Genomic DNA, 15,467 nt, shown 5'->3' on the forward strand with positions numbered 1-15,467 from the left:
TGATAATTTGCGTAATCGAATTATTATAACTTCGCGACTATTTGCCTCAAACACAAAAAAAGAGATTAAACAACCTAAGGTTGCTTAATCTCAATATTAGGACTCATCAGTCCGATTTGACGTAGAGCCACAATTTACAGCTTTTGAAAGTAATAAGTCACTATTCTATTTATAATAAAAAGCACAAAGATATTTAAACGTCTAACCTAGCAAGTTAATTTTTAATTTTAACTTTAGTGGTTCAGTACATTTATATCTTTGTGCTTTTCGACTTAGTATTTATACCATTTTAATAAGACATTAATTTTAAGATATCTTCTTTTTCAATAGCGCCGAAATAATGATAGAAATCAAATTCTTCCATCGCTTCTTTAATATGATTATAGTCATGTAAGACGCCTATAAGTGCTTCTTCTAACTCTGTAACATCGCCTTCACCAAAGAAGTCACCGAAGATTCTAGCATGTTCAATTTTACCTTTTTTCACATCAAACTTAATTTGTACAAATCCTTTTTCAAATTTTTCATCGCGTTCAAAATTGTATTTAGGATTTCGACCATAATTCCATTCCCATGTGCGATATTTCTCGTTACTTAACGCTTCAATATTCTTCCAATCTTCATCAGTTAATTTATATTCTTCGACTTCATGTTCACCGAAGATTGTTTTCAAGATGATTTGTTTAAAGTCATCAATAGAGATTGATTCTTCTAAGAATTCATCAATATTTGCGACACGTTTACGTACCGACTTAACACCTTTAGATTGAATTTTTTTAGGGTTAACTTTTAATGCATTTTGTACTTCTCCCAAGTCACTATTTAACATTAATGTGCCATGACTAAACATTCTGTCTTTAACTTTAACCATCGCATTTCCTGAAATTTTAGCTTGTCCAACTTGAATATCATTACGTCCCGTCATTTCTGCATCTACGCCCATTGATTGAAGTGCTTGTACAATTGGCTCTGTAAATTTTTTGAAATTATGGAAGCTATTACCATCATCGTCTGTAATAAAACTAAAGTTTAAATTACCTTGATCGTGATATACAGCACCTCCACCTGAAATACGACGCACAACATGAATATTATGCTCATCCACATACTGTTTATTTACTTCTTCTATAGTGTTTTGATTTTTTCCAACAATAATTGACGGACCATTTACATAAAATAAAAAGTAACTGTCGTCTGAAGGTAAGTGTTTTAACACATATTCTTCCATAGCAAGATTCATTGTAGGATCTGTAATATTATTATTACTTACAAATTTCATCTTTATCTCTCCTTTGTCTCACTCGTATATGCCCTTAATTAAGTTATGCCTTATATTTATTTATTTTGCCAATCATTTACTCAAATTTGACATTATTTTCATAATTAAAATATTATTTGCCAATTTTAGCATATATTTGTTTATTATTATGGTAATTTTTAGTACAATATAGTCTAGCTATGATTTTAGGAGGACTCGGTATGACTGTTGCAGAAGTAGGAAATATCGTAGAATTTTATGACGGTTTAAGAGGCCGTGTTGAGAAAATTAATGACAATTCAGTTATTGTAGACTTAACAATTATGGATAACTTCAATGAATTAGACTTACCTGAGAAAACGGTTATTAATCATAAACGATATACTATCGTTGAATAAGAAGGTATACATTAAAATGAAAAATATATCAAAAGCTTTAATTTGGTTTATAGCAAGTTTCATTGTATTCCATTTGATTTTAATTGTAATGTGGGGAGAACATCAAGAATATTGGTATTTATATACCGGTATTATGTTAATTGCAGGTATTAGTTATGTATTTTACCAACGAGACATTGAATCTAAACGCTTATTAACTTCTATTGGCGTTGGTATTGTTACGGGTATTGTATTGGTTATTATACAATTAATCTTTTCATTGCTATCTCCACAAATTACTTATGCAGAACTCATTAAAGAATTATCAAGAACAGGTGTTTATTTCAAATGGCAAATGTTAGTAACATTAATTTTTGTTATACCTTGTCATGAGTTATATATGAGAACGATTTTACAAAAAGAATTAACGCGTTTTAAATTACCTACTTGGTTAATCATATTAATAACTGCATTATGTTCTAGTTCATTATTTATCTATTTAGACAAATGGTGGATCGTGGCGTTTATTTTCGTAGCTCAACTTCTTTTATCATTGAGTTATCAATATACACGTCGCATCGTAACAACATCTTTAGGACAAATTGTTGCAATTATATTATTATTAATATTTCATGGATAAAAAACTTTTCTTAGTGTTTTAGCTAAGAAAAGTTTTTTGTAGTAATTTGCGTTTCAGCAACGTTTTATTATATAGAGCTGATTTAATATTTAACTATAAAGTTAGCATCAACATTTAGATTGAAATCAGATTGATTGAGTCTAGTAGCTATAAGTGTGCTCATTGGTTGTTCATATGTAGAATGCAATGTTGATTCAGACTCTAAATATTGACGGTAATTTCTATAGCAATAGTCTGTCATCGTTACTCTATAGTGTTTATCTAATTCAAGACCCTTTAATGTCACTCTGTTGAAGCGTGGTGCAGACATATCCACGATATAATCGAATCCTTGCCACATCGTACATCGCGTTTCATCAATAATTGTCATACTTAATTGTTTGTGTTCAAATTGAATATAAGAGTACGTATATTCAATCATCTTTTTAATTTGATGACCCTTTAAAGTGATATCTATCGCTTTATCTGGATGTGGATAAGCGTTATATACATCTTCATTCGTAACAATACCTTTTAATCCCTTTTCACCATTTTTAGGCACATTAGCACACGTAATTTCATTGTCAAAAGCCAAATGTAGACTGTCATGTAATAATTGGGTAAATGGGTGTGGTTTACTTAACAAATCTTCTAATCCATTAACGTCTAAATTAACTTTATTATTAGAAACGATTTCCTTAGACCAATGTTCTAGCGCTTTTCGATCATAATACGTTGTTTCAAGTAATGCTTGATCTTCTGGATATTCACTTAAATTGATTACAGTAGATTGAATGTCTTCTTTTTCAAAAGAATTAGTGCGTTTTTTAAATTTAATCTTCACGTGTACCAACTCTTGCGCATTCTGTCCTGCTTGAACATATACAGTTTCAAAATCATTTCCAATAATTGTTTGGTGTTGGTGTGCAGTTATCATCAAATCAATGACACCAATTTCTTTCATAATTTTTTCCGCTTCATGCGACCCTTTACTATGTCTAGTATTGGTTTGATTGATTTTATAGAGGCCTCCATGATATATCACTATTAAAAAGTCAGGATGTTCACTTTCATGAATATATCTAATCCATCGTTTTGCAGATAGTAAAGCTTTTTCAATACTGACAGCTTTCTCCATTTCAGCAAATTCATTTTTCATGAGCCCATCAGCAGTTAAGCCAACAATCGCGAGTCTAACATTATCATACTCTTTGATGATATAAGGCGTTGAGAAGTATGGCTCTTTTGTGAGCGCAAACTCTATATTTGCAGATAACCATTGAAATCGAGATAGTGAAACAGCTTTTGTTAGAAATGATAAACCAAATTTGAAATCATCTGGGCTTACACCGCTAGCATCATACTGCATCGCATTCATCAATTTAATCATTGGATGACGTTTGTAAGGCGCTACAACAGCATAATAATGCGCAGCCATCGATCCAGCAATACTGCCTCCACTATCTAATAAAATGACTTTATCATTATTGTCTCTCACATTTTTAACGTAAGTTCCTGCACGATAGATATTCGAACCAAAGTCTCCGTTCATAAAATGACTATGCATATCTGAAGTTGCTAAGATATCTATATTTATATGTTCATTTTTCTCCAATTTACACACCCCTTATTTAAAGATAGTTTAACATTTATTAAACTGCGGGTGCTATTTATTTCTAACCAAAAACTGGGACAGAACAAATTATCTTGAATTCGTTCTATCCCAGCTTGCTATAGATATATGTCTTATTCAAATTAATACCATAACGTTTTAAATGATTTAACTATTCAACTGAATATCTTAAACTTAGCCAATTTGTACACGTTCTTTAGGATAATGGTATTTATCAGGTTCTTTACGTCCAGCAATCATAATAATAAATGATATTAAACCAACACGACCAATGAACATTAAGATCATCAGTATTACTTTCGTAAGACCGCTAATATCATCTGTCACACCTAAAGATAAACCACATGTTCCAAATGCTGACATGACTTCAAAAAATACTTGTAGAAATGATAAATTAGTCTTTTCTGTTGCAAGAATAATAATCATACTTACAAATGTTAAAATTGATGCCATCGTAAAAACTGCAAATGAACGTTGAATATCAACCACATGTATTTCTCTATTGAAGACTTTTATCGCTGTCTTTTCAGTATTATTATTAAAGTTAATGACAAAGAGAATGAGTATCGCGAATGTTGTTGTACGTATACCACCACCAACCGAACTTGGTGATGAACCTATAAACATTAGAATACTCATGATAACGTTCGTTGCATCACTAAAGTTTGTAACATCAATTGTTTGTAATCCTGCACTACGTGTTGTTGCAGATTGAAATAGTGCGTAAAATAATGATTGATGCCAACTTAAACCTTTGAAAGCATGATGATGTTCTAAAGCTAAAATAGCTAAGACACCAAAGATAAATAGAAATAAATATGTACAAGTTGTGATTTTGGTAAATAATGAAAATCTAAAATGACTAACTCTGTTTCTAACATAGGCTCTAATTTCCAATAATACAGGAAAACCGATTGAACCTAATACAATGAGAAACATAACTATCGTTTGTACAAAATAATCTTTAGCATACGGGATTAAGGATTGACCTGTAATGTCTAATCCACCGTTTGTAGTAGCGGATACTGAAACAAATAATCCTTGCATGAGCGCATTTTTCAAATCAGGATTATCTCTATAGAAGTAAAATGCTAATAGCAATGCACCAATAAATTCAATAGTTAAGATTGTTTTAATGATCTCTAAAATTAACTTTACAGTTCCACTCATAGTATCCTTATTATTGTCTAACATGATCAATTGGCGTTCACGGATACCTATATGTTTACCTAATACGACCCACAACACTGTACCAATCGCCATGACACCAATACCGCCTATATTTAAGATGATTAGTATAATAATTTGGCCAAATGTTGAGTATGTATCTACAATGTTAACGGGAGATAGTCCAGTTACACTAATCCCTGATACAGCTACGAACAGTGTATCAATTGGACTAACATCTACACCTTGTTTGTGCACGAAAGGGAGATTTAGTAATAAGAAAGCGACAACTATGGCTATCAAATAATATAAAACTATCCCCTGTTGAGGACTAGATTTTTTAAGTAACTTACTAAAAATAGACACGCATTTGTCACCTCAACGTTATTTCAATTTTATTTTTATCTCTTGAGACTTACCTTCTCTATAAATTTTAGCCGACAATGTTTTTAAATCTTGTCTATGGCTAAAAATAGTTTGTCTATACTGTAAATTATTTTGAATTGATTTACTATCTAATTCTACAACTACATCACCAATTTTTAAACCTGATTTTTTACCTAATCCACCATCTTTCAATTTTTCTACTACAATTCCGCTTTGAACATCTTCAGGGACTTTTAATAATGCCCTTTCATATGGTAATAACTCTGAAACATTTTTAATGCCAATACCAGTATTAGGATATTGAATTTCACCTTTTTTCTCTAATTCTGAAGCAATTTCACGTGCATCATCTATTGGAATAGCAAATCCCATACCTTCAATATTCGGCATGTTTATTTTTAGTGATACTACACCTACGAGTTCCCCATCTTGATTAACGACAGCACCTCCTGAATTACCAGGATTTACCGAAGCATCTATTTGAAATGTATTAATCAGTTCATCATTTTTATTATCTTTATCGAAATCGACCGGTACTGCTCTATTTAATCCAGAAACAATACCTTTTGTTACTGTATTTTTAAAATCATTGCCTAACGGATTACCAACAACTAAGATGCTTTCACCTAACTTCAATTGATTTGAACGACCGATTTTAATAGGTTGTACATTTTTGTTATTGATCGTTGCTTTAAGCACTGCAATATCTGACCACATATCTTTGCCAACTACAGTAGCAGTAGCTGCCTTATTATCATCATATGTAATATTAACCTTATCGTTATTACCAACTATATGTGTATTCGTTAAAATAAAAAAGGTATCGCCTACAGCTTTGTAGACGACACCTGAACCAACTTCGTTATTTGAATTTGTATTTATATTTGTTTTATCAGTTGTTTGTGTTGTTGGATTCTTAGGTGTGTCGTTCTCAACTGTTACCACTGATTTTACAGCGGTATCTGCATTTTTCATTGTTGTTGTGTATTTTGTATTATGATGACTACTTTGTTCAATACTACTATTTTGGTTAATTGTTGAAATAATTGCACTAATTAATATGATAATTAATACAATTGCAACTACGATAACAATTTTAAGCCAATGTAATGTTAAGAATGATTTTACTTTGTCCATCATATCATTATTATTAGACTTATCGTGTGCATGCTCACTTGCTTCTTCATGATTCATTTGATTTGAATTATGACGTGTTGTATTACCATGCGCTGCACCTTCATCATCTTTATGATCTTGATGAGATGTGGATACCTGTTTTGAAGCATGACGCTCATTCGTTTTTAAATCCTGTGCTTCTATCATTTCACTATCATGCGTTTCTAAATCAGACGTAGTATTAGCTTCTGAGGCACCTTTTTCTCCTTTGTATGTGCTATTATCGTCACGTTGATGCGCATCTTGTTTATTAGCACTCGCATGCTGTGTTTTGCCTTTATTCTTTTCTACTCTACTATACTTAGGTTCTCTATCACTTTGATTTGAAGATAGCTCATTTTCATCCTCATTTGTTTTATTACCTGTTTCAACTTTAGATTTTGATGCTATCGGTTTATTTTCTTTTTCCTCATTTTTAAGTTGTTGCTCTTCAGGCAATGTTAAATGATGCTCTTTTTCATCTACCGCATAATCGGATTCATTTTCAGAACGTAATTTGGCTAAATGTTGCTGTTGCTGAATTTCTTCTTGCGTCAATTTCTCAATTCTTGCTTTTCGCATGTTATCTTTAACACGTTCTTCATTAACTTTTGCTTGTTCTTGCTCTTTTTGTGCAAGTCTTTCACGCTGTGCTTTCTCACGTGCTAATCGTTCTTCACGCTCTTCGTTATGAAAATACTCGTGTCGTTTTCGACGATATTGTTCACGTGGTATTACGTGCTTTTTATCATTATCCAAAGGTGTCCACTCCTATCGATTCACTCACAATCTATTATGGTAACGTTGCATTATGTTTATATGGTTGTGGTTTTGTTTAATTTATTTATACATTAATTAAAGTTTAATATCATTATTGCCAATTAGCAATGAATTGAAGGTTCAAATCTGAATTTTTCTTATCATTTATATATATCATTCTATAAAAAATAAAAAAGCCTTTTAAATTTAATGGTTCTCATCAAATTTAAAAGACTCGAATGAAGCGTTTAAGCCATATTATTTAGTTTTCTTTTTGTTACTACGTACTGATGTTAACCAACCGATAACAACTAATAGAATCATAACTGTCCAGAAAATAGCTTGCCATAATGTACTATGAGGGAAGTGTTCAGGTAAAATACCGATGTCTTCATGTGCAAGTACAATGACAACTAATTTAATACCTACCCATCCTACAATTGCAAAGGCAGCACCTTCTAAGCCAGGGTATTTGTTTAATAAGTCAACAAACCATGTAGCAGCGAAACGCATTAAAATAACACCGATCATGCCACCAATAAACATAACTGAGAATTGACCTAAGTCCATGCCACCAAAATGAATGCCAACTGTAGGTAATGTAACAGCAATAGCCATGGCAGCTAACATAGAATCAATAGCAAAAGCGATATCTGCAAATTCAACTTTTAACACAGTACCCCAGAATTGCATTGGTCCGACTTTCTTTTCGACACCATCATCGTCGAAATGATGATCATCACCTTCAGGTTGATCTTCGTGTTTTTTATGGAAAAATTGCCACAGATTTCTTATAGACATGAAAATTAAATATGCGGCACCCAGTGCTTGAATAAACCAGAAATTAGCGATAATACTAATTAAGAATAAGGCAAGAAAACGAAATACAAATGCACCTAGTAAACCATAAAATAAAGCTCTTTTACGTTGTTCAGGTGGTAAATGTTTAACCATAACGGCCATAACAACAGCATTATCAGCTGCTAATAGCCCTTCTAAAAATACAAGAACGAGAATTACCCACAAGTAGGGTAAAATTAAACTCGGATCCATAGTGGACAGCTCCTTTTTGTTTGAATACAAATAAAGAGACCTATGCTAAATAATAGCAAAGGTCTCACTTAGCAAATAATTGCCCACTTTACCGGAAGTCCATACTTCGTAATGACGATAAAGTGCTAATCATCAAATGTAATGATGATTCTCAAGTTACTCCCCTCTGACAAATTGTCATAGGTATTCATTTGTTAAGTGTATTATACACCATACTCCATATAAATAAACCATTTGCGTTCAATAAATTGTAAAATTTAAAGAGATGAGCTCGTTGTTAATACCCTTCTTTTTCAATCGTATGCTTATAAAAGACTATACAATTTAATTTCTGGGAATTTTTCTTCGAACCATCGTGTTGCAAATTCATTTTCGAATAAGAAAACAAAATTATCATATCTATCTTTTACTAATATTGAGCGAGATGTGTTCATTTTGTCTTGAATATCATCTTCATTTTCAATCCAACGCGCAATTTTTCTACCGACGGGTTCCATTACAACATCAACATTGTATTCATTTTTCATACGGTGTTCAAATACTTCAAATTGTAGTTGTCCTACGGCACCTAAAATAATTTGATTCGTATGAAGCGTTTTATAGTATTGGATTGCACCTTCTTGAACAAGTTGTTCAATCCCTTTATGGAAATGCTTTTGTTTCATTACGTTTTTAGCTGAAACTTTCATAAATATTTCCGGAGTAAATTGTGGTAAGTCTTGGAAACTATATTTTTGTTTACCACCAACTAATGTGTCTCCAATTTGATAGTTACCGGTGTCATATAAACCAATGATATCTCCGGCTACGGCATGGTTCACTGTTTCTTTATCGTCTGCCATAAATGATGTTGAACGTGTGATTTTTTGCTTTTTATTCGTTCGTTGTAAAGTTACGTCCATACCACGTTCAAATGCGCCACTTACGACACGCATAAATGCAATTCTGTCACGATGTTTAGGATCCATATTGGCTTGTATTTTGAAGATAAATCCAGAAAATTCATCATCGAAAGGACTTACTTCAACTTCTTCATTTGTTTGACGTGCATTAGGCATAGGTGCATGATCAACGTAGGCATTCAAGAAGTTTTGTACACCAAAGTTAGCTAAAGCAGAACCAAAGAATACCGGTGTCAGTTCACCATTCAATAGCGCATCATTGTCAAAGTCTTCACCCGCTTCTTCTACGAGCATGAATTCTTCAATCGCTTGCGCAAATGCACTGTCATTACTAATGGGATGTGATTCTTGTAATTCATATTCATCATTTAAGTGTAAGACATTTTCTTCATCTCTAAAAGGTTCGATAGACTTTGAATCACGGTCAATAATACCAAAGAAATTTTGCCCCATACCAATTGGCCAATTCATAGGGTACGTATCGATGTTTAATGTTTCTTCAATCTCATCTAATAATTCAAATGGCTCTTTACCTACACGGTCTAATTTATTAATAAATGTAAAAATCGGAATACCTCTCATTTTACATACTTTAAATAATTTCAAGGTTTGTGGTTCAATACCTTTGGCACAGTCAATAACCATTACCGCACTATCCACTGCCATTAATGTACGGTAAGTATCTTCTGAGAAGTCTTCGTGTCCTGGTGTATCTAGAATATTAATTTTGTAGTCATCATAATCAAATTGCATAACTGAACTTGTTACTGAAATACCACGTTCTTGTTCGACTTTCATCCAGTCACTTGTTGCAAATTTCCCTGTTTTTTTACCTTTAACTGTGCCCGCTTCTCTTATAGCACCACTAAAATATAATAACTTTTCAGTCAATGTCGTTTTACCAGCATCTGGGTGAGAGATGATGGCGAACGTCTTTCTTGATTCAACTTCTTCTTTTAAACTCATCTATTAATCTCCTTTAAAATCATTCACAATCCATTTTATTAAATTTGAAGCAATATGTGTCGCTGCTTCTTCATCTACAAATGCAAATAGTTGCATTATCAATTCTTCTTTAATGTCGTCACTATCCATATGTACATCTAGTTCTATTGACCAAAATACATCAGGTATAGCTATCATGATTTGCTCTGTTGCTTCAATAATACATAGATATGCATTAACAATTTCACCATTAATAGTTAATTGTTTAATGTTCACCAGAGCCACCGCCAAATTTCTTGTATGCTGCTTCCAGTCCAATTAAATCATCTCTATGAGGTACCTTAACATGTCCAGGCATGATTTGATATGGTTCTCTTCCTTTAGAAGCTAATACTACTGTATCTCCTGGTTCGGCCACATCAATGGCGTGTCTAATACCTTCAGCTCTGTCCTCAAATTCAATGTAATGATCATGTGTAGCACCTTTAGCGAGTTCAGCTGTCAACATTTTAGGATCGTCATTAGCTGGATTATCTGGTGTGAATATAACATAATCTGCCCTACATGCTACTGCACCCATTTCAGGTGTCTTAGTTAAGTCACGTTCTCCAGCCATACCAATTAAAAAGATTAATTTCTGTTTTACGAAAGGTTTCACAGCATCTATTAATTTATTCATTCCATCCGCTGTATGTGCATAGTCAATAATTAAATCTATCGGTAACGATGGATCAAGCACTTCTAAACGACCTTCAACTGGCTCTAAAGTTTCAACCACCTTAACAATATCTTCCATTGACGTACCCTTACTCCAAACAGCAATCATGGCAGCCATGATATTTGAAATATTAAATTTACCTACATATGGCGTTTTAACATTATAAGTACCAATAGGTGTAACAAAATCAAACTGAACACCTTGTAAAGATTCTTGAATATTGGTAGCCATAAATTGCGCATCGTGATCTATACCATACGTAAAAATTTCATATGGTGTCACTGACATCAAGTACTCAGAGAATGCGTCATCATTATTGACAATGGCATACTTCTCTTTCGATAAATCTTCTCCTAATTGACTAAATAATAATGACTTAGCATGACCGTAAGCTTCCATTGTGCCATGGAAATCTAAATGATCTTGTGTCAAATTAGAGAATACCGCTACATCAAATTCAACGCCTCTTAATCTTCCTAATGATAAGCCGTGGCTAGATACTTCCATAGTCATAACTTCCGCATCTTCATCGACAGCTTGTTTAATCTTTTTAGTCAAAGAGACCGTTTCTGGTGTCGTGTTTGCACCTTTAGTTTTATATTCGTTGATTTGGAAACCATTCGTTCCTAAATATGCACTACCTTTGCCTAATCCTCTATAAATGAGATGGATCATCGTAGCAATTGAAGTTTTACCATTTGTCCCTGTTACACCAATTGTCGTTAATTGATGGCTCGGATAGTCATATAGTGTATGCGCTAATAAGCTAGCAACTCTTAATGTATCTGGTACAATAACTTGCGTTACGTTCCCGCTAATGTCTTGTTGTTGATTAACTACAATGACTTTTGTGCCTTGATCTACAACATTCTGACAAAATCTATGGCTATCAACCGTGTAACCTTTTGATGCGACGAATATACTTCCTTCACTTGCGGTACGTGAATCTGTAGTGATATCTGTAACATTTATATCTAAAGTACCTATTACTTGTTTTACTCGTATTTTTTCGAACAACTCATTCGCATTCAAAATGTATCGCTCCTTTTTTTACAATAAGTTTATTATACACGTTTTGAAGTTGTTGATAAATTTATAATCATTAAAATATTAGTTTTAACCTCAACTCAATATATGAATCAATAAAGTGAAGAAATTATTAATTAAGCGTTAATTATTTTAAAATTTCCTATATATATCACTACAATTCAATACATTTAAATATATTAGTGCTAGGATAGTGATATAAAGGTGATGTTAACTTCGTTAGTATGCTATAATGCACTATAAATGAAATTTATACTGTTAATAAAGGGTATAAATATAATACGATAACTGAGTATCCGTATTTAATGCTATTACAGTTCGCATTGAATACGTTAATGCGTATTTTAAATTTAAATTAATGGAGGGTGACTATTAATGGTTACTCAAAATAAAAAGATATTGATTATTACCGGCTCATTTGGAAACGGACATTTACAGGTGACTCAAAGTGTTGTTAATCAACTTAATGAAATGAACTTGTCTCACCTATCAGTTATTGAGCATGACTTGTTTATGGAAGCACATCCAATTTTAACTTCTATTTGCAAAAAATGGTATATCAATAGCTTTAAATATTTTAGAAATATGTATAAGAACTTTTATTATAGTCGCCCTGATGAGTTAGATAAATGTTTTTATAAATATTATGGATTAAATAAATTGATCAATTTGCTACTTAAAGAAAAGCCAGACTTAATCTTATTGACGTTTCCTACACCAGTAATGTCAGTGTTGACTGAGCAGTTTAACATGAACATTCCAATTGCAACGGTTATGACAGATTATCGTTTGCAAAAAAACTGGATAACGCCTAATTCTCATCGATATTATGTCGCTACTGAAGATACTAAGCGTGATTTTGTCAATGTAGGTATTCCAGCTTCTGATATCAAAGTAACTGGCATACCAATTTCTGATAAATTCGAATCTGATATCGATAAAGTAGTTTGGTTACAAAAGCATCATTTAAATCCTGATAAACCAACTATTTTAATGTCTGCAGGCGCATTTGGCGTTTCTAAAGGATTTGACTATATGATTGATAGTATTCTGAAGAAGAGTCCTCAATCACAAATCGTGATGATTTGCGGACGTAGTAAAGCACTAAAACGTACTTTAGAAGCACAATTTAAGTCATATGATAACGTACTCATTCTAGGTTATACCAAACATATGAATGAATGGATGGCTTCAAGTCAACTTATGATTACAAAACCAGGTGGGATTACAATTTCTGAAGGTTTAACACGTAGTTTACCAATGATATTTTTAAATCCTGCACCAGGTCAAGAACTTGAAAACGCATTGTATTTCCAAGATAAATCATACGGAAAAATTGCAAACACACCTGAGGAAGCTATTGAAATAGTTTCTGACTTAACTAATCATGAAGAACGATTACAAGCTATGACTAATAAAATGACTGAAGAAAAAGTTGATCATTCAACCTATAGATTATGTACCGATTTACTAAATATCCTGGACAGTTCATCACAACAACAGGAAATTTACGGAAAGGTACCTTTGTATGCCAAATTCTTCGTTAAGTAGTAAAGGAATTAGTAACAACTTTAAGATAATGCTCGTTATTTTATTCTTAATGGAATTTGCAAGAGGTATGTATGTATTAAGTTACATTAATTACTTACCAACCGTTACTTCGATTGCAGTAGCAGTAACATCAGCGGCATTATCAATTCACTTTATATCCGATGCAGCAACAAATTTTGTCATTGGATTCCTCTTAAAAAAATTTGGTACTAAGCTAGTATTAACCCTTGGATTTTTATTAGCTTTTATGAGTTTATTCTTAGTCATTTGGTTTCCAGCTAACCCTATAGTAATCATTATTAGTGCAATCATGCTAGGTATTGCAGTTAGCCCTATATGGGTCATCATGTTATCAAGTGTAGAAGAAGCACAGCGTGGTAAACAAATGGGTTACGTCTACTTTTCTTGGTTGTTAGGTTTACTTGTTGGTTGGGCGTTTATGAATGTATTAGTTAAAATACATCCAACTCGATTTGCCTTTATGATGTCACTCGTCGTAGTTATTGCATGGGTGTTGTATTATTTTGTTGACGTTAAATTAACAAATTATAATACGAAACCTGTGAGTGAACAATTAGGACAAATTGTCAACGTTATGAAGCGCCATTTGGTGTTATTCCCAGGCATTTTGTTACAAGGTGCATCTATCTCAGCGTTGTTACCTATACTACCAACATATGCGACAAAGGTAGTTGGTGTTAGCACAATTGAGTATACCGTTGCCATTGCTATCGGTGGCGCAGGTTGTGCGATTTCAATGCTATTCTTATCTAAGATTATCGATAAAAATAGTAAAGGATTTATGTATGCCGTTATTTTTGTAGGCTTTTTACTATTTACAGCGTTTATCTTCGGTTTATCACTAGTAACCAATATTGTTGTCGTATGGATCGTAGCAATATTTATAGGATTAATGTATGGCATATTATTACCAGCATGGAATACATTTATGGCAGGACAAATTGACCCCGCTGAACAAGAGGAAACTTGGGGCGTCTTTAACAGCGTTCAAGGCTTTGGCTCTATGATTGGTCCTTTATTTGGTGGTTTAATTGCTCAATTTTCTAACGGGCTAAGTAATACATTTTACTTTTCTGCCGCGATTTTTTTAATATTGGCTATTTTCTACGGCATTTATTTTATTAAGCGCCGAGGCAAAGTAAATCGTATATAACATAAAACACTAAAAAATCTAGTTAACGTGCAAACAATGTACATTAACTAGATTTTATTTTACTTATTATTTACAATTACGCTAATTTGAAAGTATCAATCACTTTCCATTTATCTTCATCCTCGTCATAGCGTAACAATGAAAGTTCTTCAATATTTTCTTTAAGGTCTACCCCTACTAATTCTACTTGACCAAATATATCTTCAAATTCTTGGCTTGTTAAACCTTGAGCAATTGTAAAGTGCGGTACAAATGGATGCTCCGCTTCACCATGAAAATCTTCAGTATTAAATAAATTGAAAAGCTGTTCTAATTCGTCAGTTTTAGCAACTTTAAAATAAATCACATTGTTAGTTGGTTTAAAACTTGAAGCTTTTGTTGCATGCACTTCAACTGGTTTAAAACCTTCTAATCTTTTTTTAACTTCTTCTTTTACTGAATCTAATTCATCATCATTGATTTCAAAGTGTGACTTGATCGTGATATGAGGCATGATACGTGCATATTCAGTATCATAACGTTTACGATAACCGTTCACTTCATCTTGAAATGATTTTGACGGAATTAATGCTAATCCTATATTCATTTAAATTCCTCCTTTGTTTAACATATTACCATTATAGCAAAATTCTATATTTTACGTTATTAGTTAGCAGAATTTTTTGAAAAGGTTTACAATAATTAAATATTTCAATTCGCATCATCAAAAAATCATTTTACAA

13 protein-coding genes and 1 riboswitch are annotated in these 15,467 nt (G+C 32.6%); of the genes, 4 read left to right on the forward strand and 9 right to left on the reverse strand.

The annotated features are described in order from the left end of the window. Nucleotides 1-289 precede the first annotated feature (289 nt). Nucleotides 290-1,279 (reverse strand): lipoate--protein ligase, encoded by a 990-nt coding sequence (lplA, locus tag KA858_RS07530; protein ID WP_053029662.1) that lies wholly within the window; start codon nucleotides 1,277-1,279, stop codon nucleotides 290-292. A 200-nt stretch (nucleotides 1,280-1,479) separates the two neighbouring features. Here lplA and KA858_RS07535 point away from each other — a divergent pair, with 200 nt between their 5' ends. Both KA858_RS07535 and KA858_RS07540 read left to right on the forward strand, forming a co-directional pair. Beyond that, a complete protein-coding gene (locus KA858_RS07535) occupies nucleotides 1,480-1,656 on the forward strand; it encodes a YkvS family protein (protein ID WP_011276202.1) in 177 nt (58 codons plus the stop codon). A 16-nt stretch (nucleotides 1,657-1,672) separates the two neighbouring features. After that, complete coding sequence (locus KA858_RS07540; RefSeq protein ID WP_210135355.1) at nucleotides 1,673-2,275, forward strand: CPBP family glutamic-type intramembrane protease; 603 nt, start codon at nucleotides 1,673-1,675, stop codon at nucleotides 2,273-2,275. 82 nt (nucleotides 2,276-2,357) lie between these two features. Here KA858_RS07540 and KA858_RS07545 read toward each other — a convergent pair whose 3' ends face one another. The 7 genes from KA858_RS07545 to KA858_RS07575 form a co-directional block, all read right to left on the reverse strand. Further along, nucleotides 2,358-3,869 carry a bifunctional metallophosphatase/5'-nucleotidase gene (locus tag KA858_RS07545; RefSeq protein ID WP_107629793.1) on the reverse strand — a complete coding sequence of 504 codons (1,512 nt, stop codon included), beginning with the start codon at nucleotides 3,867-3,869 and terminating at the stop codon, nucleotides 2,358-2,360. A gap of 192 nt (nucleotides 3,870-4,061) precedes the next feature. After that, a complete protein-coding gene (locus KA858_RS07550; protein WP_107629792.1) occupies nucleotides 4,062-5,420 on the reverse strand; it encodes a TrkH family potassium uptake protein in 1,359 nt (452 codons plus the stop codon). 18 nt (nucleotides 5,421-5,438) lie between these two features. Further along, nucleotides 5,439-7,355: a S1C family serine protease gene (locus tag KA858_RS07555; protein ID WP_210135356.1), complete on the reverse strand. Its 1,917-nt coding sequence runs from the start codon at nucleotides 7,353-7,355 to the stop codon at nucleotides 5,439-5,441. 258 nt (nucleotides 7,356-7,613) lie between these two features. Then, on the reverse strand, nucleotides 7,614-8,408 hold the full coding sequence (locus KA858_RS07560) for a TerC family protein (RefSeq protein WP_053029667.1): 795 nt from the start codon (nucleotides 8,406-8,408) through the stop codon (nucleotides 7,614-7,616). Nucleotides 8,409-8,478: 70 nt separating this feature from the next. Continuing rightward, a riboswitch (yybP-ykoY riboswitch) is annotated at nucleotides 8,479-8,585 on the reverse strand. A 128-nt stretch (nucleotides 8,586-8,713) separates the two neighbouring features. Continuing rightward, entirely contained in the window at nucleotides 8,714-10,276 is a 1,563-nt protein-coding gene (locus KA858_RS07565; RefSeq protein WP_210135357.1) for a peptide chain release factor 3, read from the reverse strand. Between the two features lie 3 nt (nucleotides 10,277-10,279). Beyond that, a complete protein-coding gene (locus tag KA858_RS07570; protein ID WP_210135358.1) occupies nucleotides 10,280-10,531 on the reverse strand; it encodes a YueH family protein in 252 nt (83 codons plus the stop codon). After that, a complete protein-coding gene (locus KA858_RS07575; RefSeq protein ID WP_107629788.1) occupies nucleotides 10,521-12,005 on the reverse strand; it encodes a UDP-N-acetylmuramoyl-L-alanyl-D-glutamate--L-lysine ligase in 1,485 nt (494 codons plus the stop codon). The genes KA858_RS07570 and KA858_RS07575 overlap by 11 nt, the downstream gene beginning before the upstream one ends. Before the next feature lie 390 nt (nucleotides 12,006-12,395). On the opposite strand from KA858_RS07575, the gene KA858_RS07580 reads away from it, so the two are divergent. Together KA858_RS07580 and ltaA are read left to right on the forward strand one after the other, a co-directional pair. Then, the gene (locus KA858_RS07580) at nucleotides 12,396-13,571 is read left to right on the forward strand and encodes a diglucosyl diacylglycerol synthase (protein ID WP_210135359.1); all 1,176 of its coding nucleotides are present in this window, start codon (nucleotides 12,396-12,398) and stop codon (nucleotides 13,569-13,571) included. Continuing rightward, nucleotides 13,549-14,745 carry a lipoteichoic acid biosynthesis MFS flippase LtaA gene (ltaA, locus tag KA858_RS07585; protein WP_210135360.1) on the forward strand — a complete coding sequence of 399 codons (1,197 nt, stop codon included), beginning with the start codon at nucleotides 13,549-13,551 and terminating at the stop codon, nucleotides 14,743-14,745. The genes KA858_RS07580 and ltaA overlap by 23 nt, the downstream gene beginning before the upstream one ends. Before the next feature lie 76 nt (nucleotides 14,746-14,821). On the opposite strand, the gene KA858_RS07590 is transcribed toward ltaA, so the two are convergent. Next, the gene (locus tag KA858_RS07590) at nucleotides 14,822-15,331 is read right to left on the reverse strand and encodes a YjcG family protein (protein ID WP_053029679.1); all 510 of its coding nucleotides are present in this window, start codon (nucleotides 15,329-15,331) and stop codon (nucleotides 14,822-14,824) included. Between the last annotated feature and the right edge of the window lie 136 nt (nucleotides 15,332-15,467).

The sequence above is a fragment of the Staphylococcus sp. GDX8P80P genome (assembly GCF_017893095.1).
GTDB lineage: Bacteria > Bacillota > Bacilli > Staphylococcales > Staphylococcaceae > Staphylococcus > Staphylococcus borealis.